Raw genomic sequence first — 26,459 nt, 5'->3', positions numbered from 1 at the left:
ATCGTCCATGGAGTTTCAAGACGTGGTGCGCCGCCGGCGCATGGTCCGCCGGTTCACCACCGAACCGGTGGCCGAGGAAAGCCTGCGGCGGATCCTCCACAACTCCCAGCGCGGCCCGTCCGCGGGCTTCTCGCAGGGACAGGAGTTCCTGGTGCTGCGCGGTGAGGAACTGCCCCGATTCTGGGAGGTGGCGGGGCAGCGGGCGACCGATCCGATCACCACGGCTCCGCTCGTGATCGTGCCGCTCTCGGTCAAGGACGCCTACCTGGACAGGTACGCGCGGCCCGACAAGGGCTGGACGGACCGCGACGAGGCGCGCTGGCCGGTCCCGTTCTGGCATATCGACACCGGCATGGCCGCGTTGCTCATCCTGCAGACCGTGGTCGACGAGGGGCTCGGGGCGCTCTACTTCGGGATCGCGCCGGATCACGAAGCCGCGTTCAAGACCGAGTTCGGCGTGCCCGAGAGCCACGCCCCCATCGGCGCCATCGCGATCGGGCACAGCGACGAACCCCAGCAGGAGGGCAGTTCCGCGCAGCGTCTCGCCCGCCGCGCGGCCACGGACGTCGTCCACTACGGACGATTCACCCGGTGAGCCCGCTCGTCGGCAAGGTGCACCGCGAGGACGAGCGCGGCGTCGCGACGCTGTGGCTGGACAGGGGCAAGCACAACCAGCTCGACGCCGCCCTGCTCCACACCCTCGGCGACGCGCTCACGGCGTGCGGCACCGATCCGTCGGTGCGCGCGGTGGTGGTCACCGGTGCCGGTCCCAGTTTCAGTGTCGGCGCCGACCTGTCGAACGGCCCGTCGGCGGTGCGGGACCTGCTGGCGGGCGAGGGCGCGTACACCGGGGACTACCGGGAACCGGCCGGGCGCGTCACGGTCCGGATGGCCAAGATCGGGGTGCCGGTGATCGCGGCGGTCAACGGCGACGCGATCGGTGGCGGCGCGACGATCCTGCTCGCCGCGGACGTGCGGTTCACCGCCGACAGCGCGCGGTTCGGCTTCCCGTTCACGCGGCTCGGTCTCTCCCCCGAAGGCGCGTCGACGTACTTCCTGCCCCGGCTCGTGGGACCGTCCCGCGCGGCGGACTGGCTGCTGAGCGGCCGGCTCATCGACGCGCGCGAAGCACTCGCCGCCGGGCTCGTCTCCCGGGTGTTGCCCGACTTGGAAGTACTGCGCAACGCTCAGGAGTACGCACGCCAGTTCGTCGAACACACCTCCCGGTCGGCGGTCGCGGCGACTCGCGCGTTGCTGGCCGCGAACCCGGGAAGCCCCGAGGACGCGGCCAGCGCGGAAAGCCGCACGATCGCGGCACTCGCGGCGGCGCCGGACGGTTTGGAAGGCGTGGGAGCTTTCCTCGAACGCCGACCGCCACGCTTCAGCGGCTAGGAGACGGCTCGGTCCGTGTCGGCCCAGTGCCGGGCGCGCAGTTCACGTTTGAGGATCTTGCCCGCGCCCGACATCGGCAGCGCGTCGACGAACTCCACCGACCGCGGCGCCTTGTACCGCGCGATGTGCTCGGCGCAGTGCGCGCGCAGTTCTTCCGCCGAGACCTCGGCGCCCACGGCGAGTACGACGACGGCGTGCACACACTCGCCCCATTCGTCGTCGGGCACCCCGATGACCGCGCAGGCCGCGACGGCGGCGTGGCGGGCGAGGGCGTTCTCCACCTCGGCCGAGTACACGTTCTCACCGCCGGAAACGATCATGTCCTTGATCCGGTCGACTACGAAGACGTACCCGCGCTCGTCCATGTACGCGCCGTCGCCGGTGTGCATCCAGCCGTCACGGACGGCGGCCGCGGTCTCGTCCGGGCGGTTCCAGTAGCCCAGCATCACTTGCCCGCCACGGGAAATCACCTCGCCGACCACGCCGGGCGGGACGTCGTTGCCCTCGGGGTCGACGATGCGGACCTCGGCGTGCGGCGCGGCGCGTCCGGCGGAGCGACGCAAACCGTCGACGGCGTGCTCGGCCGGAGTGAGGACCGTGGTCACCGGCGAGAGCTCGGTCATGCCGTAGAGCTGGGTGAACTCCGCTGTCGGCAGCCGTTTCGCCGCGCGTTCCAGCACTGCCTCGGAGATCGGGGACGCGCCGTAGAGGAGCCGGCGCAGGCTCGACAGGTCGTGCCCGGCCGTTTCCGGCGAGTCGACCAGCATCTGGATCATCGTCGGCACGAGCAGCACGTCGGTGACGCCGTGGCTTTGGATCGCCTGCGCCGCACCGGCCGGGGTGAACGCGGAGATGATCACGTGCGTGCCGCCGAGCACGTTGCGCGCCACCCAGGCGGCGCCGTCGGCGAGGTGGAACATCGGCGCCGCGTGCAGCAACCGGCCCTCCGGCACTATGAACACGCCTGTCGACGCGGAGCCGAGCGCGGAAATCAGCAGGTTCGCGTGGCTGAGCATGACGCCCTTGGGCGTGCCGGTGGTGCCGCCGGTGTAGTAGATCCCGGCGAGCGCATCACCGCCGCGCCGCGCGTCCCGCACCGGCTCGTGGGTGGCGATGAGCTCCTCGAGATCGAGCGCGCCTTCGGGAGCGGGTCCGTCGCCGAAGTGGATCACGGTCTTCAGCTCGGGCACTCGACCACGCAACTCCGGAATCATCGGCGCGAAGGCGTCGTCGACGAGCAGCACCGCGGTGCCCGAGTCCGCCAGGGAGAACGCGATCTCGGCAACGCTCCAGCGGGTGTTCATCGGCGTGACCACCGCGTCGGCGAACGGCACCGCGAACAGGTATTCGTGGTAAGTGTCACTGTTGAGGGCGAGGATCCCGACCCGGTCGCCGGACTCGACGCCGAGCGCGTGGAACGCGCCGGCCAGCCGGGCGACCCTGGCGGCGCATTCCGACCAGGTGCGCACCCGCTCCCCGAAGATCGTGGCGGGCAGGTCCGGGGTCTGCTGCACGGCACGGTGCAGCGCCTGGGTGAGGTACATCGCCGCCCCCTCTCGGGTGAGAACGTCAGCTTATTGCCTCTAGTAACATACCGCTGTTCACTTGTTTGACAAAATCCCTGATAGAGGAAAGTCTTTCACGTACAACGCACTATCAGCCGTTTACCTACGGATGGTCCTCCATGTCTCTGCCGACCGCTCCCCGATCGCGTCCACGCGACCGCAAACAGCAGATCCTCGCCGCCGCGGCGCGCCAGTTCTGGGACGTCGGCTACCACCGGGTCGGCATGGCCGATATCGCCGCCGCCGTCGGGATCAGCGCCGGCGCGCTCTACCGGCACTTCCGCGGCAAGCAGGACCTGCTCGTCGACGTGATGCGGGAAGCGCTGGACCGGCTCGACATTGTCGCATCGCGCCCCGCGGATCTGGATCGGACGATCACAACCCTGGCGACACTCGCGTTGGAGAGCCGTGAGTTCGGGGTGTTGTGGGATCGCGACGCCGTCAACCTGCCCGAAGCCGAGCGAACGGCGTTGAGGAAGCGGCTTCGGAAGATTCTGCAGCGGACCGTGAGTGCGGTGGCGGCCTCAGGGATTCCTGCGGACGCCGCGCGGTTGCGAGCCCAGGCGGTGCACGCGGTGCTGGAAAGTCCGTCCTATCACCGGACCGAGGTCGACCGGGCGCTGTTGGAGCGGGTCGCCCGGGCCGTCGCGGTGGCGGAACTGCCGGAGACCGGGTCGCGGGCGCCGGCAGGTGGGCGGCACCCGCAGCGGTTGAGTTCGCGCCGCGAGGCCTTGCTGGCGGCGGCGATCCGGCTGTTCGGGGAGCGGGGATACCCGTCGGTGAGCATGACCGACATCGGTACCGCGGCCGGGATCGCCGGGCCGAGTGTCTACAACCATTTCTCGAGCAAGAACGAGTTGCTGACCGGCGTGCTCAACCGAGGCAACGAGGTCTTGTGGCTGGGACTGCACCAAGCCCTCGCCGCCGCCGACGGCCCGTTGGACGCGCTGGGCCACGCGATGCGGAGTTACGCGGTTTTCGCCACGGAGAACCCGGCGATCATCTCCGTCCTGCTCGCGGAGGTGATCAACCTGCCCGAAGAGCAACGCGAGGCCTACCGCCGAGTCCAACGAGAATACGTCGCCGAGTGGGTAGCGCTCGTGCTCCGAGCCCACCCCGGAATCCCCGAAACCGAGGCCCGAGTCCGCGTGCACGCCGCCTTCGGCGTCGCCAACTCCCTGTCCCGCACGACCCGCGCCGCCCTCGCCAACGAAATCACCACCCTCGGCCGCGCCACCCTCACCTGCTGACCCCCGCAGCACTTCCCACCCGGGAAACACGCCTACAGGAACGGGAAACAAGCTGGTCCCCACTCCCGTAGCCGTGTTTCCCGTTGGCGTAGGGGTGTTTCGCGGTTACATCGGGGCGGGGGCCAGGGCGTTGAGGGCCTGGACGACGGTGCGCTCTTCGTGGTCGAAGTGGGACTCGAGGTGGGTGGCCAGGCGGTTCAACTCGGCTCGCAGGCGCGCTGGGTCTGACTCGGTGGTGACCAGGATGCGGATCTGGGCTTGGAGGTCGGCGACGACGGCGTGGTCTTCGCCCAGTTTGCGCAGGACTGGGGCCAATGCCGGGAATTGGCGGGCCAGCATGGGGAACGCGCCCATGTCCTCACCGGTGTGATGTTTGGTCAGTGCGTCACAGAAATTCAGGCAGTGCTCGCGGAGATTCTTTCCCAAATGGAGCGGGGCGCCTTCGTCGGCTTGACGACGAAGGGTGGTCAGTTCGTCGCGGAGCCAACTGTGGACCTCGACCAGCCAGTCGCCCAGGCCTTTGACCCGTTCCGCGCCCGGACCGGGAGTGATTCGATACAGGACTACCACGGGGATTACCCGCGTTGTTTTTGCCTGGTATTCACCGAAACCGGGCGCTTCGGCGACTACCTTGTCGAATAGCGTGTCACGTTCATCGCCGGATGGGATGGCGGCGATCGCGTCGTAGGTTTCAGTGCCGGTTTCCACGGTGACCATCGGGTTCTTGCGGATGTTGTGGTACCACGCGGGATGCGTGTCGGCACCCATCGCCGAGGCGATGACCAGCGTTTTCCCGCCGATGTCCACGGGTCCCAGCAGGCTTGTCCGGCGCAGGCCGGTTTTCGCGCCGGTGGTGGTCAGCAGGATCAGCTTCCAGCCTTCGAACATGCCGCCGAGTTTCCCGTTGTTCTCCCGGAATTCCTTGATGACCTGCTGCTGGAACGCGTGAACGTCGAAATCCTGGTAATTGTCTGTCATGTAGTCCTTTCCAGTCAGTGGACTGGAGGGCGGAAACCACCATGAGCCGACGCCAAAGAACCCCGCAAGCCTGGTAAGCGCTGAAGAGGGAAACATCCACTTGCGAGAGACTCGGAACAATGCCGTTCTCTACGGTGGCTCGAAAGCCGCTACCTCCAGCAAATAGGCCCATACGGGGCGCACTCAGAAGTTAGCACGACGTCCGCGGGAATCACAAGCGACCCGGCAAGGTTGAATGCAATCATGAAAACCGGTATCCAGCTTCCCGAACCGTTGGTGACACTCCTTCGCGAGCCCAGCCTGTGCTACCTCTCGACCCTCATGCCCGACGGCTCCCCGCAGCTGACGCAGGTCTGGGTCGACACCGACGGCGAGCACGTCCTCATCAACACCGTCCGCGGCTTCCGCAAGGTCAATAACGTCGAGCGCGACCCCCGCGTCGCCGTCACGATCGCCGATTCCACCGCACCGGCCCGGTACTACTCCGTGCGCGGCCGGGTCGTCGACATCACCGAGGAAGGCGGCGCCGAGCACATCGAGCGGCTCGCGCAGCGCTACCTGGGCCGCTCGTACCCGTGGTTCGGCGGCCGGGACCAGGTCCGGCTCATCACGATCGAGGCGGACGCGGTCACCACCACCGGCTGACCGGCAGGGTTGAATACCCCCATGGACCCCGAGGCAGTCGGCACGGCCGACCAGATCATCGCGAACTTCCGCGACAAGGTGAACGTCCTGCGGTCCGAGTTCGCCGAGCTGGAAAAGGAGCACGGCCGCGAGGGCGCGACCTTCGCCCTCGTCCAGCGGATGCTGGCCAAAATAGACATCGACGACCCCGTGGCCGTTTCGGGCGAATACACCATGTTGCTGGCCGTGGCCGTCGCCCAGCTCGGTGACTAGATCAGGCGGGTCCCAGATCAGCGGACAGCCAGTGTTCCGGCCGCAGGTAGACGGCGACGTGCTCGCCGAGCTGGGTCCGTTCGTACTCCACGAACTCGGCGGCCTTGTCGGGTGGCAGGTACCGCGCGGCCATCGCCAGTGACCGCTCGTGGCTGCCCGGCAGAGTCCTGACCACCGGCCCCTCCACCGACACGTAGCGGTTTGTCGGCTCGGTCCGGTGCGCCAGCAAGCTGAACCGGCCGGCCGCGTAGATCGCCCGTGCCTTCCGCGAACCGGGAGGCGTCAGCACCCACAGCTCTCCGCCGGGGGTGTAGTGGTACCAGATGGGGATCGTCAGCGGCGCACGATCAGGCTTTTCGACCACCGACAGTGCACCGATATGGGGTTGGGCGAGGAATTCTTCGCGTTCTGCCACTGAGAGTGCCATGCGCCGGAGGCTACTCAACGGGTCTGACAAACCGCGGTCACGGATTTACCCGGGCCCGGCGCCGGACAAGCCTCAGCGCGCGAGTTCCCGGTGCCGTGGCCACCACGGCACGACGGCCGAAGTGCGCCGCCGGTAGTCGGAATACTCCGGATAGCGGCTGACGCTGATGCTTTCGGTGAAGATCGTCGATCCGACGAACAGCCCGGTGAGCAGAACCGCGCCCAGCACCGTCCACTGTGCCACCGAGCCGGCCGCGATCGCGCCGAAGGCGAACACGACCCACCACTGCGCCTGCTCGAAGAAGAAGTTGGGGTGACGCGAATAGCGGAACAGACCGGCCTGCAGGAACCGCGGCTCGGGCTCGCGCCCGGCGGCGACTTCGGCGCGCTTCCAGCCGTGGAAGTTCCACTGTTGCTGATCCGCCACGGTCTCCCCGATCAGGAACGCGAGGAAGACCAGGGTGGCCACGACGTCCCAGACGCCGAACGGCGAGCGGTGCTCCAGCGCGGTGTACGCGGGAAGGGTGATCAGCAGCAGGATCGCGTTCTGGTAGATCGTGATGAACAGCAAGTTGAACACCTGGAACAACCCCGGCGACATTCGGCCTCGCAGCACCGCCCAGCGGTAATCCTCGCCACCCCGGGCATAGCCACCCTTTCGGGCGAAGTTGAAGGTCAGCCGGATTCCCCACAAAGCGCCCACCACGAGCATGACGTTCAGCCGCGCGTCGGCGAACCCGGCCGCGCCGGCGAAGATCGCCAGGTAGACCACCGGGACCACCGACCAGATCCGGTCGACCCAGGAGTACTCCTTCGTCGTGACCGACAGCAGCCAAACCACCAAGCAGACGCCCGCGAAGACGACCAAGCAGACCTGCAACGCGCTCATGACCGCACTCTACTGACGCGAGTCGTAAAGTCACCGGACATGACCATCCCGGCACCGGCGAACCTGACCCTGCGTCAGCGGAAGATCGACATCTTCTTCGCCATCGTGTTCAGCGCGTTCACGATCACCTCGATCATCAGCGATCTGCTACCCACCGTGGGCGTGGACTTCTCCCAGCCGTCGGACAACTTCTTCGTCAACTCCAACTACTGGTACGCCCACGACGCCGACGTGCTCTTCATGCACCCGCCGGACTGGATGCGGATCGTCACCGGGTTGTCGGCGTTCGTCTACATGCCGTTCTACGTCGTGCTGGTGGCAGCGCTGCTCACCGGCCGGAACTGGATCCAGCTGCCGTCGGTCATCTACGCGACGATGATCGTGACACTCACCGGGATCGTGGTGTTCGGCGTGGAGTTCTTCGGCGATCCGGCGACGCGGACCGGCAACCCGGTGAAGTTCCTCCTGTTCAACCTGCCGTACGTGCTGGTGCCGCTGCTCCTGCTGATCCGGATGCGCAAACCGCTGCCGTTCACCCGCCGGTTCTGACCTCGGTTCCGCGGAAACCGTTCAGCCGCAAGCTGTTCGACACCACGAGACAACTGGACAACGCCATCGTCGCGCCCGCGATCATCGGGTTGCGCAGCCCGGCCGCCGCCAGCGGCAGCGCGGCCAGGTTGTACCCGAAGGCCCAGAACAGGTTCGACTTGATCGTCGACAGGGTGCGCCGCGAAAGCCGGATGGCGTCGACGGCGGCGAGCAGGTCACCGCGGACCAGCGTCAGGTCACCGGCTTCGATCGCGGCGTCGGTCCCGGTCCCCATGGCGAGCCCGAGATCCGCGGTGGCGAGCGCGGCCGCGTCGTTGACGCCGTCCCCCACCATCGCGACGACGTGTCCCCTGGCCCGCAGGACCTGGATGACGTTGACCTTGTCCTCCGGGGCGACGCCGGCGAGCAGCTCGTCGATGCCCACCTCCCGGCCGATCGTCCTGGCGACCGTCTCACTGTCCCCGGTGAGCAGCACCGGCCGCAGCCCGAGCCGCCGGAACTCGCGCACGGCTTCGGCCGACGTCGGGCGGACCGTGTCGGCGACGACGAGGACCGCACCGGCGATGCCGTCCCAGCCGACGACCACCGTCGTGTGCCCGGCTTGCTCAGCCTCGATCTTCGCCCCGTACAGCGCGTCGGGGAGCGAAATCCCGTGCTCGTACAACAGTTCCAGCCGCCCGGCGACCACGATGTGCCCCTCGACCAGCCCCTGTACGCCGAAGCCCTCGACGCTCTGGAACAACTCCACCTGCGGCAACTCACCGACGTATTCGGCGGCGGCCGTGGTGATCGCGACGCCGAGGGGATGCCCGGACGCGTTTTCGACCGCTCCCGCCAGGCGCATGGCCTCGACAGCGGAGATGCCGTCGGCGACGTTGATCAGCATCATCCGGCCGGTGGTCACCGTGCCGGTCTTGTCGAGCACGATGGTGTCCACCCGGCGCGTGGATTCCAGAACCTCAGGTCCCTTGACGACGATGCCGAGCTGAGCGCCACGGCCGGTGCCGACTAGCAGCGCCGTCGGTGTCGCGAGCCCCAGCGCGCACGGGCACGCGATGATCAGCACGGCGACCGCGGCGGTGATCGCGGTGTCGCCGCCCGCCCCGGCGCCGAGCCAGAAGCCGAGCGTCGCCAGTGCGAACCCCATGACCACCGGGACGAAAACCGCGGACACGCGATCGGCCAGCCGCTGCACCGCGGCCTTGCCGTTCTGGGCTTGCTCCACCATCGCGCCGATCCGCGCGAGCCGCGTGTCGGCGCCGACCCGCGTCGCGCGCACCACCAGGCGGCCGCTGACGTTGACCGTCGCGCCGACCACCTCGGTACCGGGCACCACCTCGACGGGAACCGCTTCCCCGGTCACCGGGCTCAGGTCGACGGCCGATTCGCCCTCCTCGGCCACGCCGTCGGCAGCGATCTTCTCCCCCGGCCGCACCACGAAACACTCGCCGACCCGGAGCTGCTCGATCCCGACACGCTGCTCACGGCCGTCCCGCAGCACCGCGACGCTCTTCGCGCCGAGGTCGAGCAGCGCCCGCAGCGCCGCGCCCGCCTTGCGTTTGGAGCGTGCTTCGAAGAACCGGCCGGTCACGATGAACACCGTCACCCCGGTGGCGACTCGCCAGACGCGTTGTGGTGGACCAAATCCGCACCGCCCAATCCCGTCCCCGCAACGCGAACCTGCCGGACTGGGAGGAAACCGCCGAACGCTCCCGGCACACGGCGACCCCGCGCTTCGAGGAAAGCGTTGTCCTGGGCCAACTCATCGGCGCTCTGGACGGTGACCGGCGGGAAGCCTTCCTGCTGACGCAGACCATGGGGCTGTCCTATTCGGACGCCGCTGAGATCTGCGGCTGTCCGGTGGGCACCATCAGATCCCGAGTAGCCAGAGCCCGAGACGACCTGATGACAGCCATGCAAGAAACCCGCCCCAAAAAACTAGGCCTGGCCGTGTAAAACGACTTGCGTGGCCAACCACTCATGCGGCCGTTAAGTCTCGAGCTACCGCAGTAAACCCGTTAGGCGGCAGACGAAAAACCACAACGCGCGCCCTCTTTTGGCCGAAGGCCCGTCAGCGCGCAGAGCCGCCGAAAACACAGCGCCCACCTGCCGAGCATCCCTCACGACCCCAATGCGGCGTTGGGGGCACTCAACGCCCCCAACGCCGCATTGGGGTCACCACAGCTCCCCGCCTGGCTCGCCATCTGTCGACAGATGGCGATCTCTTAGCTACTAAGAGATCACGTGATGTCGACATCTCGCGGCCGCACCCCGGGGTGTTGACGTGGTGGGTGTGGCGCGCCTAGGTTCCCGCGCTAGCGGCGACCAGTTCGCGTTGGGGCGCAACGGGTTCAACGGGTGCAACGGGCTGCTTGACGCTGCGGTGCAGGAAAAGCACCGCGGCGCCGGGCAGGCTCGCGGCCAGCGCCAGCACACCGTAGACGACCGAAACCGTAAGTCCTTGTGTCGCACCGAGTCCCGCCGCGCCGAACGCGACGGTGGTGATCGCTTCCCGCGGCCCGAAACCGCCGATGTTCACCGGCAGGCCCATCACCAGCAACGCCAGCACCAACGGCGCCAGCAACTGGCCGATAGACGCTTCCGAACCCGCCACTCGCGCGGCGACGACGAACAGCAGCAGGTGCCCGCCCAGCGCCAGCGCGGAGAACAGGAACACACCGGGGGCGCGCAGACTAAGGCGCGCGTCGGTCAACGTCGTCGCGAGTCCGCTGCGCCACTTCGACGTGCTCGTCCCCCATTTCGCCCACGCGATCATCCCCAGCAGCACGACAAGCAGGCACACCGTCACGATCACGACAGTGCGGCTCGGCACGAGATCCCCGGCGATGGCCGAAACCAGCGCGGGCTGGGTGAGCAGCACCGCGACCCCGAGCACCAGCAGAACCACTTGCCCCGCAACCCGTTCCAGGACGACCGCGCGCACACCGCGGCCGATATCACCGGACTGCTGGCCGTGACTCACCGCGCGGTGGACATCGCCGAGCACCCCCGCGGGCAATACCGCGTTGAGGAACAACGCCCGGTAATAGTCTTTGACCGCAGCGGAAAGCGTCAGCTCCAGCCCGAGCCGCCGCGCCACCAGGCACCAGCGCCAGGCGCAGAAAACCGTGGTCAGCAAACCGATACCGAGCGCGGCGAGCACCGACCAGACGGTGATCACGCGCAGCCCGTCCACGAACGCGCCGGTGCCCAGGCGCCACACGAGGACGCCGAGAATGGCGACACCGGTGAAATTCCGGATCCACGGCCAAAGTTTGCCCATCATGACAGTCCCGGGAGGGCCAGCAGGTCGACGTGGTGGACCACGGCGGTCACGCCGACACGACGGAGATAGGCCTCCGCGTGCGACGCGAGGTCTGGGCGCTGCTCACAAGCGGCAGCGACCCAGCCCCCGAGCCATTCCCCGGTCAGTTCCGTTTGTCCGGGGCCGAGCCGCCATGGGCTGGGCGCCGTGATCACGACCGCGCCGAGCCGTTCGAACGCCTGGGCGGCGACGGTGGCGGCGTCCGGTCCGAGCAGCCGCCGGCCATCGACCACCCGGCGCTGGTGGGCGTTGAAGGCCGCGGTGAAATCGGCGTCAAGCGGGTCCGGCGGGCTGAGTTCCACCCGTCCCGCGACGGAAAGCGTGAACAGCGCCGGGCAACCGGCCGTCACACAGGCCTCGGCGAGGCTGTGCACCTCGTCGAAGGTGAGCAGATCCAGCAGCGCCGACGCCGTCACCAGCGAAGTACCGGCGAGATCCTCGGCGCTCAACCCGGTGAGATCGCCGACCTGCGTTTCGACGCTGACGCCAGGCACCTTGGCACGGGCGAGCAGATCGGGATCACGGTCGTGAAGGATCCAGCGCTGCGGTCCGGGCAGGCGGCCGCTGAGCCACCGCGCCAGCGAACCGGTGCCGGATCCGAGGTCGCGGACGAGCAGCCGCGGGACGCCCGCGAGATACCCACGCAACGGGTCGAGTAGTGAGAGCGCGCGAGCCTCGGCATCGGCGCTTTCGCGCAACGCCAGCCAATCCGGCGCGAACTTGGGTGATCCTGGGGCGTTCACGCGGCCTCCCGACCGAGTCGGGCCAGTACGTCGGCCATCCGTCGTGAGGTCTCGCTCCACGGCTCCAGCACGTCACGCCGAAGCCGAGCCGAAGCCCGGAGCCGGTCCCGCACTCCGGATTCGCCGAACCAGCGGCGCAAGGCCGTGGCGAGCGCGTCGACATCACCTGATGGGACCAGGATTCCGGGCACGGTTCCGTCGGGCGCCTGCCCGAGGGTCTCCGGCACGCCGTCGACAGCCGTTGCCAGCACCGGGATTCCGCGCGCCAATGCCTCGGTGACGACCATCCCGTACGTCTCCGCACGCGAAGGCAGCACCGCCAGGTCAGCGGCGGAGTACGCGTTGGCGAGCGGCTCGCCGGTCAAAGGGCCCACAACCAGTACACGTTGGCCGAGGCCGTGGCGTTCAATCAGCCGCCGTATTTCTTCGACGTGCCCTGGGTCACGGCTCAGCGGTCCGGCGAATACGCAGGTCCAGGGCAGATCGGCGACGGCCGCGAGCGCCTCGACCAGCAGATCGTGCCCCTTACGCGGCGTCAGCGAGGCGACACACAACAGGCTCGACACGCCGTCCGTGCCGGGCGCGAGCGGCTCGGCGTCGACACCCGGCATGACGACGTGAACCCGCTCCCGGGCAAGCCCGTGGTGCTCGACCAGCCTGCGTGCCGCCCACGGACTCGTCGCCACGACCGCGCCCGCCGCGAGGAGCGTCTCTCGTTCACGCCCATCCAGCTCAGCCGCCAACGCGGGCGCCAGCCCGGTCTCGTCACCCAGCGGCAGATGCACGAGCACGGCCACGCGAAGCCGTTTCGCCTGCGGGACCACGATTTCGGGCACCCCACAGGCCACGAGCCCGTCGAGCAGCACGACCTCGCCGTCAGGGATCTCCGCCAAGGCACTGGCCAACGCGGTCCGCGCGCTGTCGTCCGGGCGCGGCCAGCCGCCCGAGACGACGATCTCGTGCACCGATTCCAGGCCTTCGCACAGTCGGCGGTCGTAGATGTTGCCCCCGCTGGGGACGCTCACGTCGTCCACGTCACCGGGAAGGACGACGTGGACCGCGCTCACAGCTCGCGCTCGTAGCTTGCCCAGGCGACGTGGGATTCGTGCAGGCTGACCGTGATTCCGGCGAGCCCGCGCGCGCCTTCGCCGAGCGCGCCCGCGCGCACCTTGTCGGCGAGCGCGTCCGCGATGGTCTTGGCGAGGAACTCCGTGGAGGTGTTGATCCCGGCGAACTCGGGCAGGTCGTCGAGGTTGCGGTAGTTGAACTTCGCAAGCGTGGCCTTGAGCTCCTCGGTGGCCAGCCCGATGTCGACGACGATGTTGTCGGCGTCGAGCTCGGGGCGGCGGAACGTCGCGTCCACGACGAAAGTGGCGCCGTGCAGCTGCTGCGCGGGCCCGAAGACCTCGCCTCGGAAACTGTGCGCGACCATGACGTGGTCACGAACGGTGATGCTGAACAAGGTGTGAACCTCCTATGCGGGACCGTAAACGATCCGATGGCACAACGCCGGGAGTTCGCCGTTGGCAAGTCTGGACATGACACCGGGCAGGTCGTCGAAATCGCTTTCACCGGTGATCAGCGCGTCGTATTTGGGATCGGCGAGCAGGCGCAGGGCGAGTGCCAGCCGGTCCGAATAACCGCGGCGCGCGCGGCGGGCGGGTGACACCGAGCCGACCTGGCTGCTGCGCACGGAGAGTCGCTTCGAGTGGAAGAACTCGCCGAGCGGCAGGCTGACCCGGCGGTCGCCGTACCAGCTCAGCTCGATGACCTCGCCCTCGTGCCCGAGCAGCTCGAGCGACCGGTTGAGCCCCGCCTCGGTGGCGCTGGTGTGCACGACCAGGTCGCACTCCCCCAGCGCGTCCTCGGGCAGCGCGAACTCGACGCCGAGCGCCTTGGCGACCTCTTCACGCTGGGGATCGACGTCGACGAGCTGCACGCGGACCCCGGGGAAACCGGCGAGGAGCCCGGCGACACTGCAGCCGACCATCCCGGCGCCGATGACGGCGATCCGGTCGCCGACCAGCGGCGCGGCGTCCCACAGGGCGTTCACCGCGGTCTCCAGGGTCCCGGCCAGCACCGCCCGCGCCGGGGGCACGTCGTCCGGGACCACGGTGACGGCTTCGGCCGGCACCACGTACCGCGTCTGATGCGGATAGAGGCAGAAGACAGTCCGGCCGAGCAGCTCCGGCGGTCCCTGCTCGACGATCCCGACGTTGAGATAGCCGTATTTGACCGGCCACGGAAAGTCACCGTCCTGGAACGGTGCCCGCATCACGTCGTACTGGTTTTCCGGCACGCCACCACGGAAGACCAGCGTCTCCGTCCCCCGGCTCACCCCCGAAAAAAGGCTGCGGACGAGCACCTCACCGTCGCCCGGCTCGGGCACCTCGGAAAATCGGAGCTCACTTTCTTCCAGGGATTTGAACCAGAAGGCACGTTCGGTACGTGTCATGGTCAACCTCCGCGATAACCGGGTGGCGCGAGTTCCCAGGAACCCCGCGGACCGGCGCGGCACCCAAGGAAGAAGCAGGTACTGATGATCACACGAGCAGAGTGTGGCACGGGTTCAGCCGCTCAAGAGCAGGCCGCCGGTGCGGGCGCACAGCTCATCCTGCTGACGCTGCTGTGGGCAGGCGTCGGCCTCAGCCCGATCGGCTGGCTCGCCGGAGCGACGTACGCCATCGCGATCTGGGCCATCCTCTCCTCCGCGCTGCGGCGCTACGGCACCCGCTCACTGGGCCCGGCCGACCTCGTCACGCTGGCCAGGTCCGTGCTCGTCGGCGGCGTGACCGCGCTCGTGATGGACGGCACCGCCGCGGGCAACCGCGTGCTGGTCCTCGTCGCGCTCGCCTCGGTGGCGCTCGCGCTCGACGCCGTCGACGGCAAGGTCGCGCGGCGCACCGGCACCAGCTCCCCGCTGGGCGCGCGGTTCGACATGGAGGTCGACGCGTTCCTCATCCTGGTGCTGAGCGTTTACGTCTCGCTTTCGCTGGGACCGTGGGTGCTGGCCATCGGCGTCATGCGGTACGCCTTCGTCGCGGCCGCCTGGGTGCTGCCGTGGCTGCGCTCGGAGTTGCCGGGCAGCTTCGCGCGCAAGACCGTGGCCGCGGGGCAGGGCGTCGCGCTGGTCGTGGCCGGGGCGGACGTACTGCCGATGGCGGGCGCCGGCATCGCGGTGGGCCTGGCGCTGGCGTCACTCGTGTGGTCGTTCGGCCGGGACGTCGTGTGGCTGTGGCGGCAGCACCACAGCCACCAGCCCGTGCCCGCCGCCGGCCGCGAGACTGTTTCCGCTGGTCAAGCCGCGTAAGTCAGGGCTGCGGGTGGTAGCGGAGCAGCACGACGTCGCCGAGCTGGCGGACTTCGGCCAGCTTCATGCGCTGGCCCGGTCCCTGGGGGAACACCGCCGGGTTGACCAGCCGCGGCGCGTCGGCCTGGCCGACGAAGAACGGCGCGTAGACGACGTGCAGCTCGTCGACGACCCCGGCGGAGAGGAACAGCGTGTGGACCATGCCGCCTCCTTCGACCATCAGCCGCTCGATCTTCCGCTCGGTCAGATCCGCCAGCACCGCGTGCACGTCCAGCGGGTCGCCCGCGTCGACGACCGTCGCCACCTCGCCCAGCCGCTCCTGGACCGACGGAAACGCGCTGCTCGTGGTGTAGACCAGCTTGTCGTTGTCGCCCGTGGTGAAGAATTTCGCCGTGGGCTCCACATTTCCGCTGCTGGTCAGTGTCACCTTCACCGGTGTGGCGGGCAGGCCGTCGCCGACGCGTTGCCGCTTCCGCTCCGCCGAATTCACCAGCAGCCGGGGATTGTCCGACCGGATCGTGTTGGCACCGACCAGGATGGCATCCATCCCGGACCGGACTTCGTCGACGCGGTCGAAATCCTGGTCGTTGGACAGCAGAAGCCGGTTCGTGCCGGTGTCGTCGACACAGCCGTCGAGAGAAACGGCGACCGACAGCAACACATAGGGACGCTGGCTCATGAAGACGATGATCCCTCCTCGGTGGTTCGTCACCTAACCTGCGCGACGAACCCCTCGGCGTCAATCATCAAAATAGTTTGTCGAAAGGCAGCCTCAGTACTTGTCCGGCCGGGACAGCGTTGTGCAGGCGGACATTGCCGAGCTCCGCCGGGGACAACGCCCGGCGGTAAAGCCGTACCTCGTCGAACTTCCCGTCCCAGCGGAAAGCGTTGTCGAGGCGCTGCCCCAGCTGCAACTGGAACGACACCGTTTCGCTGACCGAACCGGCAGGCGCCGGACCCGACGCGACCTGGGCACCGTCGACCCAGAGCAGCAGCTGCCCCGCCGCGCGCTGCAGCGCGATGTGGTGCCACGCCTGGTCGTCGTAGGCCCCGGCCGAGGTGATGGACTTCGTGCCGCCCGCGGTCGTCATCGAGGCGATCAACCGGTTCGCGCCGGGTTCGCCGCGCAGCCACAGTTGTGGCGCGGTACTCCCCATGCCGCCGAGCCAGAACAGCACCTGGTTGCCCTTGGTGGCGCCGTAGTTGAACCAGCCGGTCCAGGTGAGATCACCCGCGCCGGGCAGTTGCGAGCTGTTGTAGGGAACTCGGACGTAGTCGTCGACGCCGTCGAGTTCCAGTGCGCCGCCGAACTTCCCGCGGGTGGTTTTCGCGCCGCCCAGGACACGGCTGTCCGCGTGCTGCCCGGAAACGTCCGGCGTGGTCGGACCGGCACTCTTTCGCCAGCCGAGGTAATCCTCGTCAAACCGCGCGAAGCGGATTTCGTCTCGGGCGTCGACCGCGCCACCTTCGTACATCAGGCCGATTTCCGTCGTCCGCGCCTTCGGGTCACTGATCTGGACCAGGTCCGAGTAACCCGACCAGTCGGTGGTGAGCTGCGTGCCCTGTTCCGCGTTTTCCCAACTCCGCCCACTGTCGTAGGAGGAACGGATCATCATCCAGCGCCGCCGGTCGGTGTCCGACGGCGATGAGAACAGGATCCGGTCACCACGTCCTTCGCGGTGCAGGCGGAGCAGCGAGCCCTGGACCATCGGCGTCACCAGGTCCGGGATCGTGGTGAAATCCGTACTGAAGGTTTCCCCGCCGTCCCGGCTGATCGCGTAGTCGCGGTTGCCGATGTCGGTGCCGCTCTGCTCGCGGCCGCCGGCGTAGATCGAGCCGTCGGCCAGTTCGACGACACTGACCTCGGACGGTTTCTGCGCCATCGTGCCGCCGACGGGATGGTCGAAACTGTCGACGGCGCCGACTTTCCAGTTGTCGCCGTGGTCGTCGCTGTAGATCAGCGCGGCGTGGTTCTCGATGGAGTTCGTGCCGTCACTGGTTTCGGCGTTGACGCCGAAGACGAGCCGCCCGGCGTGCCGCCCCTTCGTGAGCTGGATTCCGTGCACCGGGCCGGATGCGTACCAGGAGTCCCAATTGGACGGTTTGACCTGCGCGCCGATGTCCTCGGGCGCCGACCACGTCACGCCGTCGTCGTCGCTGACCTGCTGGTGCGGGAACCGTGGACACGGGACGGAGCAGCCCTTGTCGTCGTCCCGACCGGCGTTGTAGGTGGTGATGAGCACGGTCCGGCCGGTCGTGGCGTCCACGATCGGCACTGGGTTCCCATGGGTGTCACCGTTTCCGCGGTTGACGACCTGCAGTGGCGACCACGTCTTGCCTCCGTCGGCGGACCGCTTCAGCACGAGGTCGATGTCGCCGGTGTCGCCGCAGTTGTCGATCCGCCCCTCCGCGAAAGCCAGCAGCGTGCCGTGGGTGCTGCGCACGATCGCGGGGATGCGGAAGCAGCTGTACCCCGGATCCCGCACGGCTTTGAACAGCACCTGCTGGTCGAAGAACGGCGTGGCCGCTTGCGCCGAACCGGGTACCAGCATCCCGGCGAGCATCGCCAAAACCAGTGCCACCCGGGCCGGCTGTGCCTTCAAACTGAGAGCCTTCATGACGTCCTCCCCAGAACAGCGACCCCGCGCGGGGCCAGCGAAACCCGGTCGAGCACGAGACCGGGATCGGTGAGCAGATCGGGCGCGGGCACCGGCAACGGCACGGTGACCTCCTCGCCACTGTGGTTGAGCAGGATCAGATACGTGTTTTCCTTGCCATCGCGGACAACCGCCTGCACGCCCTCGGGAAGTCCCGGCAGCACAGGCACGACTCCGGCTTCCGCGGCGACACGGTCCAGCAGCGTCCGCATGCCGTCGGCGTCCGGCCTGCTCGCGAGATACCAGGCGGCCCCGGCGCCGAAAGCGTGGCGGGTCACCGCGGCTTTGCCCGCGAGCTCGCCGCCGGTGAACTCCGCGATCACCTCGGCGCCTTCCGGTTCCACCCACTCGGACCAGATCGTGCCGGTCGCATCCGTGCCGTCGGCGAACTTCAGGCCGATACTTCCGTCCTCGGGCAGCGGCCAGAACTCGTCGATACGCAGCCCGAGGATGTCCCGCAGGGGTGCCGGATATCCGCCGAGATACGCCCGGTCACAACTGTCGACGATGCCGGAGAAGAACGACACCACGAGATGCCCGCCGCCTTCGACGTACCGGCGCAGGTTGGCGGCGACCTCGGTGTCCATCAGGTAGAGGTTCGGCACCACGACAAGCTTGTACGCCGACAGTTCCCGCGCCGGATGCACGACATCGCAGGTGATGCTCGCGTCGAACAGTGGCGCGTAGTGGGCCAGATGCGCCTCCAGCTGACGCAGATCGTCCGACGGATGCGAGTCCAGTTCGAGGCCCCACCAGCTTTCCCAGTCGTGCAGCAGCGCGACGTCGGCGCGCACACGGGTCCCGGCGAGCTGCGAAACCGCGGCGAGTTCCTGCCCCAGTGCGCTCACCTCACGGAACGTCCTGGTCTCGCGGCCGCCGTGCGGGACCATGGCGGAGTGGAACTTCTCCGCGCCACCACTGGTTTGCCGCCACTGGAAGAACAGCACCGCGTCGGCGCCCTGTGCGACGGCCTGCCAGCTGCCGAGGCGCATCGCGCCGGGCGCCTTGGGGCTGTTGCGGTTCCGCCAGTTCACCGCGCTCGGCGCCTGCTCCAGCAGCATCCACGGCTGTCCGTCCTTTGTGGACCGTACGAGGTCGTAGCCGAACGCGGCTTCGACATGCCCGCGCGGATCGTAGGGATCGGGATACGAGTCGAGACTGACGACGTCCTCGTGCGGGGTCCACTTGTGCCAGTCGAGTGCCTTCTGCACCAGCCCGACGAAGTTCGTGGTGATCGGGACGTCCGGCGTGACGCGGCGCAGGATCCGCTGCTCGGTCAGGAAACAGCCGAGCGAGGCGTCCGACGAAAACCGGTGATAGTCCAGCTGCTGAGCCGGATTGGGGAACGTGGGCGCGACCCGCGGCGGGAAGACCTCGACCCAGTCGTCGTACTGCTGCGACCAGAACGTCGTGGTCCAGGCGTCGTTGAGGGCGTCGATGTCGCCGTAACGGTTTTGGAGCCAGTTCCGGAAGTCCGCCGCCGAGTTGTCGCAGTAGCAGGCACGGATATGGCAGCCGTACTCGTTGCCGACATGCCACATCGCGAGCGCCGGGTGGTCACCGTAGCGGGCGGCGATCTGCTCGACGAGCCGTCCGGCATAACGCCGGTAGACCTCGCTCGACGGGCAGAACTGTTGCCTGGCACCGGACGACAGGCGCGTGCCGTCCGCGCGGACGGGCAGGATCTCGGGGTGCAGGTGGGTCATCCACGGCGGCGGGGACGCCGTCATCGTCGCGAGGCAGACCGCGATGCCGGACGCCGCGAGCTTGTCCATCACCGTGTCGAACCAGCCGAAGTCGTAGTCCCCTGGCCGTGGCTCGACACCTGCCCAGGAGAAGATCCCGGCGGTGACCATGGTGACCCCGGACTCCGTCATGAGCTTCATGTCCTCGTCCCACACCTCCGAGGACCAGTGCTCCGGGTTGTAGTCGGCTCCGTAGTGGATCCGATCGAAGGCGACCATCAGACGAGACCCGCTTCCCCGAGTTTTTCCTTGATGAGCAGCAGTTCTTCCGCGTTGAGCGGAAGCTGCGGCGGCGCCATGACAGCGTTGTCGATGAACCCGCGCATCTTCATCGCGGCCTTGAACGCGCCGAGCGCGGCCGAGCCGCGGCCCATCCGGCTCGGCGGCGAGACGTCGGTGATCGTGAACAGCCGCAGCAACCGTTCCTGCGCTTTCCTTGCGGCTTCGGCGTTTCCGGCGCGGGAGTGGTCGTAGATCGCCACGTACGCGGCCGGGTCGATGTTGCCGAGACCGGGCACGACCCCGCCCGCGCCCATCGCGAGCATCGAGTCGACGACGAGCTCGGAGCCGGTGAACACGGCGAACTCGTCGAGTCCTCGCTCACGCTTGCCCAGGAGAACGCCGACGTCACGCCGAGCACGAGCGAGACCACGACGGCGATGACCAGCCCCAGCACCGTCAGCTGGACGGTGAGCGGCAGCGCGGTCGCGATGGTGTCCCCCACCGGCTGCTTGGTGATCACGCTCGTGCCGAAGTCACCCTGCAGCAGCCGCCAGACGAAATGCACGTACTGCAGGGGCAACGGGTCGAGCAGCCCGTTCGCGCGCCGGAACTCCTCCAGCTGCTCGTGGGTGGCGTTGCCGCCGTCGAACGCCGCGAGCGCCGGGTCCGTGGGCGAGAACTGCATCACGATGAACACGAACAGGATGACGCCGAGCAGCAGCGGCACCAACGCGAGGATGCGGCTTAGGAGCATCCTGACAATGACGATCAAACCAGCTCCTTTGGGGGGTCCAGGGGGCTCGCCCCCGGCCGGGGTCTGGGGGTTGACCCCAGAAGACTCACGCCGGTTTGGCCTGGTTCAGGTAGATGCCGGGGTAACCCTGCGCCCGCACGCCGGAGATGGCCTTCGGGTCCCACGCGGTACCGAGCTGGGTGAAGACCACGGGGTAGATGACGGCCTGGTCGGAGATCAGGTCCAGCAGCTGCTTGGTCAACGCCTTGCGCCGGGTCTCGTCGGTCTCGGAAGCCGCCTTGTCCTGCAACCGGAGCAAAGCCTGGGCGTCGGCGTTGGTCCACCGGGCGTAGTTCTTCATCAGCAGCGACTGCTCGGCGTAGTAGTACCGGATCAGCAGATCGGGGTCGTTGCCGAACTGCTGCGGGTTGTTCGTCGTGGCGACGACCTGGAAATCGGTGCCGGCGTCCAGTTTGGAGAACAGAGCCTTGGTGTCCTGCGCGTCCAACGTGGTCGTCACGCCGATGGCGTCCCAGCCTTCTTTGATGACCTTGACGCAGTCGGCGACGAGTGAGGTGTTCGTTGTGGACAGTGAGATGCTCAGGCCGTTGACACCGGCCTGCTGTAGCAACGCCTTCGCCTTGTCCGGGTTGTACGCGAAGTCGTTGACCGCGGGCTGCGAAGAAGCCAGCTTCGGGTTGATGAACGAAGTCGCGTCGGTCCCGGCGCCCTTCAGGCCGATGTCGATCATCTTCTTGCCGTCGATCGCGTAATGCAGAGCCTGCCGGACGAGCTTGTTGTCGAAGGGCGGATGCGCGGTGTTGAACAGCAGGAACAGGTTGTTGCCGCCGTCGGCGAATTCGACGGTCCGGCCGGCCTTGCGCAACTGCTCGGCGTTGGCGGCCGGGATGTTCTCGACGATCTGCGCGTCCGGCGTCGCCCCGGAGATCGCCGCCACGCGCGGGGCGGCGTCGACGATCGACTTCCACAGCATCTTCTGGTACGCGGCCGGGCGCTCGCCGTTGTAGTCCTCGAACTTCTCGAAGGCGGTGTGGCTCAGCGGCGCCTGCTCGGTGACCTTGTACGGTCCCGATCCGACGACCTTGCCGCTCACCGCGTCGGCCCATTTACCCTCGAAGACGTGTTTGGGCATGATCTTGCAGGTCTGGATGCGCAGCAACGCGTACGGGAACGGGAAATTCAGCACGAATTCGACCGAGGAGTCGCTGACCTTCTTCACTTCCTTGAGCCAGCCCGTGAAGAAACTGTGCACCAGCACGTTTTCTTTCGCGTCCAGCGCCCGTGCGTAGGTGAAGACGACGTCGTCGGCCGTCACCGGCTGACCGTCGTGCCATTTCGCACCGGGCCGCAGGTCGAACTTCAAGCTGGTGCCGGTGATATCCGCGGGCAACGCCTTCGCCAGCCCGGGGAACGATTCCCGGGTCACCGGGTCACCCTCCACAAGGGATTCGTAACAATGCAGATTGGCGGCCATCGAGAACGCCGACGCCGTCTGCAACGGGTCCCAGGTCTGGTTGTTGCCGTAACCGAGGACGGCGGTGAGGGAGCCGGTCGCGCTGCCCGTCCGGTTCGTCGACGCCGGGCCGCCACCGCACGCGGCGAGCGTCGACGAGAACGCCGCGACGCCACCGGCCAGCGCGGTGTAGCGCAGTAAGTCACGCCGGTTGAACCGCCGGCCGGACCCGAACGGGCTCTGGGACATAACGTCTCCTGAACTTGTTGATCGCCACCAGTGATGAGGTCCGTCAAGAAGTAGGACGTGGGATGTCCTATGACCTGGCCGAACCTTAGAACTCGACCGGCCGGTGGGTCAAGTACTTCGGGGACATTGCCGAAACCCTGCTGTCACAGGGGGGAAACATCAGGGGAATGACGTAGGATGTCCTCGGTGGCGACGTGCCAGTGAACCAACTTATCCCCGGGAGACGACATCTTGGCGCGCCTTCAACGCAGCGAAGAGATCACCAAGCAGATCATCGATCTGATCATCGAGCGGGCACTGCCGCCCGGCGCTCCGATGCCGACCGAACTCAGCCTGATGGAGGACATCGGCGTCAGCCGTAATTCCATCCGGGAGGCGATCAAGGCACTGCAGGCATTGGGCATCGTGGAGATCCGCCACGGTTACGGCACGTTCGTGGGCTCCGCGGGCTCGGAGGCGCTGCAGACGTGGCTGCTGTTCCGCACGCGCACCCGCGGCGCCACCGACGTCGGCCGCCTGCGGGACCTGCTCGAGCTGCGGGAAATGATCGAGACCGAATTGACCCGGCGGGTCGCCTGCGACCACCGGCCCGAACTGATCGACGAGCTCGAGGCGTGCGTCGCGCGGATGCGCAAGAAAGGCCCGGACGGCGCGGTGGCCGATCGGGAGTTCCACGACCTGCTCTGCGCCGAGGCGGGCTTCGACCTCGCGCGGGAGCTCACCGGGCTGTTCTGGGACGTCTACCGGGCCACCGAGGGCGAGCTCGGCGGCCCCGCGTCGTCACCGGCCAGCACGGCCAAACGCCACCAGCTCATCGTCGACGCGCTGGTCCTCGGCGATCCCGACGCGGCCACCGAGGCCGTGCACCGGCACTTCGACGAGGTCCGCAAACGGGCCAAGGCCGGCCTCTACGGCGGCTTCGGCGAGGCCCGCCCGGCACAGACCGTGAAGGGCCTTACGGGGTGAACGCGGTGAACAGGAAGGCGCTGAACACCAGCAGGTGCACCGCGCCCTGAAGCACGGTGGCGCGGCGGGTGATCAGCGTCAGCATGCTGATCACCATGGTGAGCACGAGGAAGACGATCTCGGTCGGGCCGAGCCCGAGCACCAGCGGACCGGTCATCCAGATCGACGCGATCGCCAGCGCCGGGATCGTCAGCCCGATACTCGCCAACGCCGAGCCCAGCGCCAGGTTGAGACTGGTCTGCAGCCGGTCACGCCGCGCGGCACGCACGGCGGCCAGCGTCTCCGGCATCAGGACCAGCAACGCGATCGCCACCCCGACCACACCCAGCGGCGCGCCGATCGACTCGACGGCCGATTCGAGCGTCGGCGACACCGTCTTCGCCAACCCGACCACCGCGACCAGGCACACCAGCAGCAGCCCCAGGCTCACCAGCGAGGTCTTGGTAGACGGCGCGGGCGCGTGCTCCTCGACGTCGTCTTCTGTGTTGGAAACGGCCTTGTTCGGCACCGGGAGGAAGTAGTCACGGTGCCGAACGGTCTGGACGAAGACGAACACGCAGTACAACGCCAACGACGCGAACCCCGCGAAGGCTAGCTGCGCCGGAGTGACGGTCCCGCCCGGCGCGCTGGTGGTGACCGTGGGCAGGACAAGACTGAGCGTGACCAGCGCGGCGAGAACGGCCAGCGCACCGCCGGAACCCTCGACCCGGAAGTCCTGAACCCGGTGCCGCAACGCGCCGACCAACAGCGCCAGCCCGACGATACCGTTGCAGGTGATCATCACCGCCGCGAAGACGGTGTCCCTGGCGAGCGTGGCGGCCTTGTCACCACCGGACGCCATCAGGGTGACGATCAACGCCACCTCGATGACCGTGACCGCGATGGCGAGAATGAGCGTCCCGAACGGCTCGCCGACCCGATGGGCCACAACCTCGGCGTGATGCACCGCCGCGATGACCCCCGCCGCCAAGGCGAGGCAGACCAAGGGCAGGAGAACGGGCCCGAGGTCTCGTCCCCAGGAAATGACGAGGACGACGATCGCCGCGGGCGGGGCGATGAGGCTCCATCGGGGGAGAACTGCCGTCGGTGGCCTGCTTGTCGTGGTCACTTGGTCAGCCTAGGTGATGAGTGTTCTTTGGACCGAATCGTGATCTTGCTCGGTCTCTGGCTTTTGTTGTGCTGCTTGGGTTGTGGGCTTCTTGGGGTGGCGGACGCCACTTTTCCCGGTTCTTGGTTGGGTTTCAGGCGGTCCGGATGGATATTTTCGCTCCACGCATAACGTTCCCGAGATTTGACGTGTCGATTTGCTGGCACATAAGGGTTTCTCCATCACGCGGGCTAGTCCATCCGCAACACCACCCACACGAACACGCCGCCTAACCCCTGCTGACCGCGATGTCACCCCATCGCGGTCAGCGCCCCACCCATCACCACCTCACGAGATGTCGACATGACGTGATCTCTCTCCAACTAAGACACCGCCATCTGTCGACAGATGGCAAAGCGGGCTAGTCGGCGTGGCCGGCGATGTTGACCACGATGCCGTGGGGATCTCGGACGAAGAACCGTCGCAGACCCCAGGGCTCCTTGGTGAGCGGATAGACGATCTCGTAACCGCGGCGTTGTGCCTCCGCATAGGCGGCGTCGACGTCGGCCACGGCGACGGTGAGCGACGACTGCTCAGGGGCGGTGGCGTCGCCGGAGACGAGGCTCACCTGCACACTCGGGTTCGTCGGTGATCGGAAGCTGGCGACCCAGCCCATGTCGAATTGTTTCTGAAGACCGAGGAACTCCTCGTAGAAGTCGTGACCGGTGGTCGCGTCGTCGACGTTGAGGTTCGGCACGATGCGGTGGATGATCATTTGCTCGCTCTCGTGAGTAATCGCGGAGTCCTTATCCTGCTCCGCCTCCACCCCAGGTCAAGCGACCGCGAAGAGCAGCCCCGCCGCGACGGTTTCGACGCCGAAGTAGAACCAGATCGGATAGAACACGGTCGGCCGGTCGACCAACCGGGACACCACTCTGCCCAGCGCCATGCCCGCCAGCGCGGTGCCGACGGCGATCACCACACCGGACCTGATGCTCTCGGCACCCAGCGCGGCGACACCCAGCAGCACCGCCGTCGCGACGCCGAAACCGCCGTAGACCGCGCGGACCTCCGACCTGGCCTCCGGGGTGTCGGCACTGAGGCGGAAGGGGCGGACCAGCGCGGCCGGGGCCGCCAAGGCGTACCCGCCCATGCCCAGGAAGAACACCCCGACGGCGATGATCACTACGGTAGCCATGCACCACTCCTCGAAACCGCCGCGAAACCGGAGACCAGGATGACGCCCGCGCCCGCGACGCAGCTTCCAGAAACCGGCTGCGCGACCCTGTGGCTCTGGCCCGGCCACGCCGTCTACTCCGGGCCGTCGCTGGACCTCGGGCCGCACTCCGGCTCGGTGGCCTGTCTCGCGGTCGGGCTGGACGACTCGTTCACCGTGCGGACCGCCACCGAAGGCGGACGCCCGGCGCGCACGGCGCTCATCGCGCCCCGGGTTCGGCATCAACTGGTGGCACACGGCCGCCAGATGATCTTCTGCTACCTCGATCCGGCGTCGGCGCGTGAACGGCAGTGCCGGTTGCGGATGTCGAGCGGAAGCGAAAGCGTCCGCTACGACCACACCGAGGAGGACGCGCTCATCGCGAACTCGCCGGACCCGGCACTCCACTGGCTCGACATCGCCGGACCGGCGAAACACCACGTGCTGGACGAACGTATCGACGCCGCGGCCCGGCACCTGCGCGAGCGAACGAATCCGGCCCCCGGCGCCGACGAGCTCGCCACCCGGGCGGGCCTGTCGACGTCGAGGTTCCTGCATCTGTTCCGGGAGCACACCGGCACCAGTTTCCGCCGGTACCGCCTGTGGGCCCGCATGCTGCGCGCGGGCACCGAGCTGGCAGGCGGCCACGATCTCACCTTCGCCGCGGCCGAGGCCGGCTTCGCCAGCCCGTCGCATTTCAGCGACAGTTTCCACGCGATGTTCGGCCTGCGCCCCAGCCGGCTGCTCGCCACCGGCGTCGCGATCCGGCCGTCGCCCACCGACTAG

At 67.9% G+C, this 26,459-nt stretch carries 27 protein-coding genes and 2 pseudogenes; 10 read left to right on the top strand and 19 right to left on the bottom strand.

Features of this window, described 5'->3' with window-relative positions; translation table 11 throughout:
* Window positions 1–7: 7 nt before the first annotated feature.
* Complete coding sequence (locus tag VGP60_RS22140) at window positions 8–595, top strand: nitroreductase family protein (protein WP_327549968.1); 588 nt, start codon at window positions 8–10, stop codon at window positions 593–595.
* Complete coding sequence (locus VGP60_RS22135; protein ID WP_327549967.1) at window positions 592–1,392, top strand: enoyl-CoA hydratase-related protein; 801 nt, start codon at window positions 592–594, stop codon at window positions 1,390–1,392. The genes VGP60_RS22140 and VGP60_RS22135 overlap by 4 nt, the downstream gene beginning before the upstream one ends.
* On the opposite strand, the gene VGP60_RS22130 is transcribed toward VGP60_RS22135, so the two are convergent.
* The gene (locus tag VGP60_RS22130) at window positions 1,389–2,936 is read right to left on the bottom strand and encodes a long-chain-fatty-acid--CoA ligase (RefSeq protein WP_327549966.1); all 1,548 of its coding nucleotides are present in this window, start codon (window positions 2,934–2,936) and stop codon (window positions 1,389–1,391) included. The genes VGP60_RS22135 and VGP60_RS22130 overlap by 4 nt on opposite strands.
* Before the next feature lie 140 nt (window positions 2,937–3,076).
* Between VGP60_RS22130 and VGP60_RS22125 the strand changes: the two genes are divergently transcribed.
* Window positions 3,077–4,207, top strand: coding sequence for a TetR/AcrR family transcriptional regulator (locus VGP60_RS22125; RefSeq protein ID WP_327549965.1), 1,131 nt, complete (start codon window positions 3,077–3,079; stop codon window positions 4,205–4,207).
* A gap of 105 nt (window positions 4,208–4,312) precedes the next feature.
* Here VGP60_RS22125 and VGP60_RS22120 read toward each other — a convergent pair whose 3' ends face one another.
* Entirely contained in the window at window positions 4,313–5,185 is an 873-nt protein-coding gene (locus tag VGP60_RS22120; protein ID WP_327549964.1) for a nitroreductase/quinone reductase family protein, read from the bottom strand.
* 243 nt (window positions 5,186–5,428) lie between these two features.
* On the opposite strand from VGP60_RS22120, the gene VGP60_RS22115 reads away from it, so the two are divergent.
* Window positions 5,429–5,830 (top strand): TIGR03618 family F420-dependent PPOX class oxidoreductase, encoded by a 402-nt coding sequence (locus VGP60_RS22115; RefSeq protein ID WP_327549963.1) that lies wholly within the window; start codon window positions 5,429–5,431, stop codon window positions 5,828–5,830.
* Between the two features lie 21 nt (window positions 5,831–5,851).
* Window positions 5,852–6,082: a hypothetical protein gene (locus VGP60_RS22110; protein WP_327549962.1), complete on the top strand. Its 231-nt coding sequence runs from the start codon at window positions 5,852–5,854 to the stop codon at window positions 6,080–6,082.
* A 1-nt stretch (window position 6,083) separates the two neighbouring features.
* Here VGP60_RS22110 and VGP60_RS22105 read toward each other — a convergent pair whose 3' ends face one another.
* Together VGP60_RS22105 and VGP60_RS22100 are read right to left on the bottom strand one after the other, a co-directional pair.
* Window positions 6,084–6,509, bottom strand: a complete 426-nt coding sequence (locus tag VGP60_RS22105) for a pyridoxamine 5'-phosphate oxidase family protein (protein WP_327549961.1) — start codon at window positions 6,507–6,509, stop codon at window positions 6,084–6,086.
* A gap of 72 nt (window positions 6,510–6,581) precedes the next feature.
* Window positions 6,582–7,397 (bottom strand): DUF1295 domain-containing protein, encoded by an 816-nt coding sequence (locus VGP60_RS22100; RefSeq protein WP_327549960.1) that lies wholly within the window; start codon window positions 7,395–7,397, stop codon window positions 6,582–6,584.
* Between the two features lie 39 nt (window positions 7,398–7,436).
* Here VGP60_RS22100 and VGP60_RS22095 point away from each other — a divergent pair, with 39 nt between their 5' ends.
* Entirely contained in the window at window positions 7,437–7,946 is a 510-nt protein-coding gene (locus tag VGP60_RS22095) for an emopamil-binding family protein (RefSeq protein WP_327549959.1), read from the top strand.
* Here the strand turns inward: VGP60_RS22095 and VGP60_RS22090 are convergent.
* Window positions 7,930–9,564, bottom strand: a pseudogene (locus VGP60_RS22090) (heavy metal translocating P-type ATPase); the annotation flags it as partial. The gene VGP60_RS22095 and the pseudogene VGP60_RS22090 sit on opposite strands and share 17 nt — an antisense overlap.
* Window positions 9,565–9,581: 17 nt before the next feature.
* On the opposite strand from VGP60_RS22090, the gene VGP60_RS22085 reads away from it, so the two are divergent.
* Window positions 9,582–9,902 (top strand): sigma factor-like helix-turn-helix DNA-binding protein, encoded by a 321-nt coding sequence (locus VGP60_RS22085; protein ID WP_327549958.1) that lies wholly within the window; start codon window positions 9,582–9,584, stop codon window positions 9,900–9,902.
* Between the two features lie 346 nt (window positions 9,903–10,248).
* Here VGP60_RS22085 and VGP60_RS22080 read toward each other — a convergent pair whose 3' ends face one another.
* From VGP60_RS22080 to VGP60_RS22060, 5 genes are read right to left on the bottom strand one after another with little or no spacing between them, the layout of a single operon-like run.
* On the bottom strand, window positions 10,249–11,232 hold the full coding sequence (locus VGP60_RS22080; RefSeq protein ID WP_327549957.1) for a lysylphosphatidylglycerol synthase transmembrane domain-containing protein: 984 nt from the start codon (window positions 11,230–11,232) through the stop codon (window positions 10,249–10,251).
* Entirely contained in the window at window positions 11,229–12,014 is a 786-nt protein-coding gene (locus tag VGP60_RS22075) for a class I SAM-dependent methyltransferase (protein ID WP_327549956.1), read from the bottom strand. The genes VGP60_RS22080 and VGP60_RS22075 overlap by 4 nt, the downstream gene beginning before the upstream one ends.
* Window positions 12,011–13,081 (bottom strand): glycosyltransferase family 4 protein, encoded by a 1,071-nt coding sequence (locus VGP60_RS22070; RefSeq protein ID WP_327549955.1) that lies wholly within the window; start codon window positions 13,079–13,081, stop codon window positions 12,011–12,013. Before VGP60_RS22070 ends, VGP60_RS22075 begins: the two co-directional genes overlap by 4 nt.
* Entirely contained in the window at window positions 13,078–13,476 is a 399-nt protein-coding gene (locus VGP60_RS22065) for a 6-carboxytetrahydropterin synthase (protein WP_327549954.1), read from the bottom strand. Before VGP60_RS22065 ends, VGP60_RS22070 begins: the two co-directional genes overlap by 4 nt.
* Window positions 13,477–13,488: 12 nt before the next feature.
* Window positions 13,489–14,469, bottom strand: a complete 981-nt coding sequence (locus tag VGP60_RS22060) for a zinc-binding alcohol dehydrogenase (protein WP_327549953.1) — start codon at window positions 14,467–14,469, stop codon at window positions 13,489–13,491.
* A gap of 84 nt (window positions 14,470–14,553) precedes the next feature.
* Here VGP60_RS22060 and VGP60_RS22055 point away from each other — a divergent pair, with 84 nt between their 5' ends.
* The gene (locus VGP60_RS22055; protein WP_327549952.1) at window positions 14,554–15,324 is read left to right on the top strand and encodes a CDP-alcohol phosphatidyltransferase family protein; all 771 of its coding nucleotides are present in this window, start codon (window positions 14,554–14,556) and stop codon (window positions 15,322–15,324) included.
* A gap of 1 nt (window position 15,325) precedes the next feature.
* Here VGP60_RS22055 and VGP60_RS22050 read toward each other — a convergent pair whose 3' ends face one another.
* The 6 genes and pseudogenes from VGP60_RS22050 to VGP60_RS22025 form a co-directional block, all read right to left on the bottom strand.
* Window positions 15,326–16,003: a RibD family protein gene (locus VGP60_RS22050; RefSeq protein WP_327549951.1), complete on the bottom strand. Its 678-nt coding sequence runs from the start codon at window positions 16,001–16,003 to the stop codon at window positions 15,326–15,328.
* Between the two features lie 67 nt (window positions 16,004–16,070).
* Window positions 16,071–17,942 carry a sialidase family protein gene (locus VGP60_RS22045; RefSeq protein WP_327549950.1) on the bottom strand — a complete coding sequence of 624 codons (1,872 nt, stop codon included), beginning with the start codon at window positions 17,940–17,942 and terminating at the stop codon, window positions 16,071–16,073.
* Complete coding sequence (locus tag VGP60_RS22040; RefSeq protein ID WP_327549949.1) at window positions 17,939–19,945, bottom strand: beta-galactosidase; 2,007 nt, start codon at window positions 19,943–19,945, stop codon at window positions 17,939–17,941. The genes VGP60_RS22045 and VGP60_RS22040 overlap by 4 nt, the downstream gene beginning before the upstream one ends.
* A complete protein-coding gene (locus VGP60_RS22035; RefSeq protein WP_327549986.1) occupies window positions 19,945–20,340 on the bottom strand; it encodes a dihydrodipicolinate synthase family protein in 396 nt (131 codons plus the stop codon). The genes VGP60_RS22040 and VGP60_RS22035 overlap by 1 nt, the downstream gene beginning before the upstream one ends.
* Window positions 20,341–20,462: 122 nt before the next feature.
* Window positions 20,463–20,702: pseudogene (locus VGP60_RS22030) on the bottom strand (ABC transporter permease); the annotation flags it as partial.
* Between the two features lie 85 nt (window positions 20,703–20,787).
* The gene (locus VGP60_RS22025; RefSeq protein ID WP_327549948.1) at window positions 20,788–22,404 is read right to left on the bottom strand and encodes an ABC transporter substrate-binding protein; all 1,617 of its coding nucleotides are present in this window, start codon (window positions 22,402–22,404) and stop codon (window positions 20,788–20,790) included.
* A 231-nt stretch (window positions 22,405–22,635) separates the two neighbouring features.
* Here VGP60_RS22025 and VGP60_RS22020 point away from each other — a divergent pair, with 231 nt between their 5' ends.
* Complete coding sequence (locus tag VGP60_RS22020) at window positions 22,636–23,370, top strand: FadR/GntR family transcriptional regulator (RefSeq protein ID WP_327549947.1); 735 nt, start codon at window positions 22,636–22,638, stop codon at window positions 23,368–23,370.
* Here VGP60_RS22020 and VGP60_RS22015 read toward each other — a convergent pair.
* The 3 genes from VGP60_RS22015 to VGP60_RS22005 all read right to left on the bottom strand — a co-directional run bounded on the left by VGP60_RS22015 (window position 23,360) and on the right by VGP60_RS22005 (window position 25,655).
* Window positions 23,360–24,478 (bottom strand): ionic transporter y4hA, encoded by a 1,119-nt coding sequence (locus tag VGP60_RS22015; protein WP_327549946.1) that lies wholly within the window; start codon window positions 24,476–24,478, stop codon window positions 23,360–23,362. The two genes, VGP60_RS22020 and VGP60_RS22015, sit on opposite strands and share 11 nt — an antisense overlap.
* A 400-nt stretch (window positions 24,479–24,878) precedes the next feature.
* Window positions 24,879–25,232, bottom strand: coding sequence for a VOC family protein (locus VGP60_RS22010; RefSeq protein ID WP_327549945.1), 354 nt, complete (start codon window positions 25,230–25,232; stop codon window positions 24,879–24,881).
* A 57-nt stretch (window positions 25,233–25,289) separates the two neighbouring features.
* The gene (locus VGP60_RS22005; RefSeq protein ID WP_327549944.1) at window positions 25,290–25,655 is read right to left on the bottom strand and encodes a DUF4345 domain-containing protein; all 366 of its coding nucleotides are present in this window, start codon (window positions 25,653–25,655) and stop codon (window positions 25,290–25,292) included.
* Window positions 25,656–25,694: 39 nt separating this feature from the next.
* On the opposite strand from VGP60_RS22005, the gene VGP60_RS22000 reads away from it, so the two are divergent.
* Window positions 25,695–26,459 carry a helix-turn-helix domain-containing protein gene (locus tag VGP60_RS22000; protein ID WP_327549943.1) on the top strand — a complete coding sequence of 255 codons (765 nt, stop codon included), beginning with the start codon at window positions 25,695–25,697 and terminating at the stop codon, window positions 26,457–26,459.

Origin of the sequence: Amycolatopsis sp., assembly GCF_036008905.1 — a bacterium.
GTDB lineage: Bacteria > Actinomycetota > Actinomycetes > Mycobacteriales > Pseudonocardiaceae > Amycolatopsis.
This window is presented reverse-complemented; position numbering and strand designations above follow the sequence as displayed.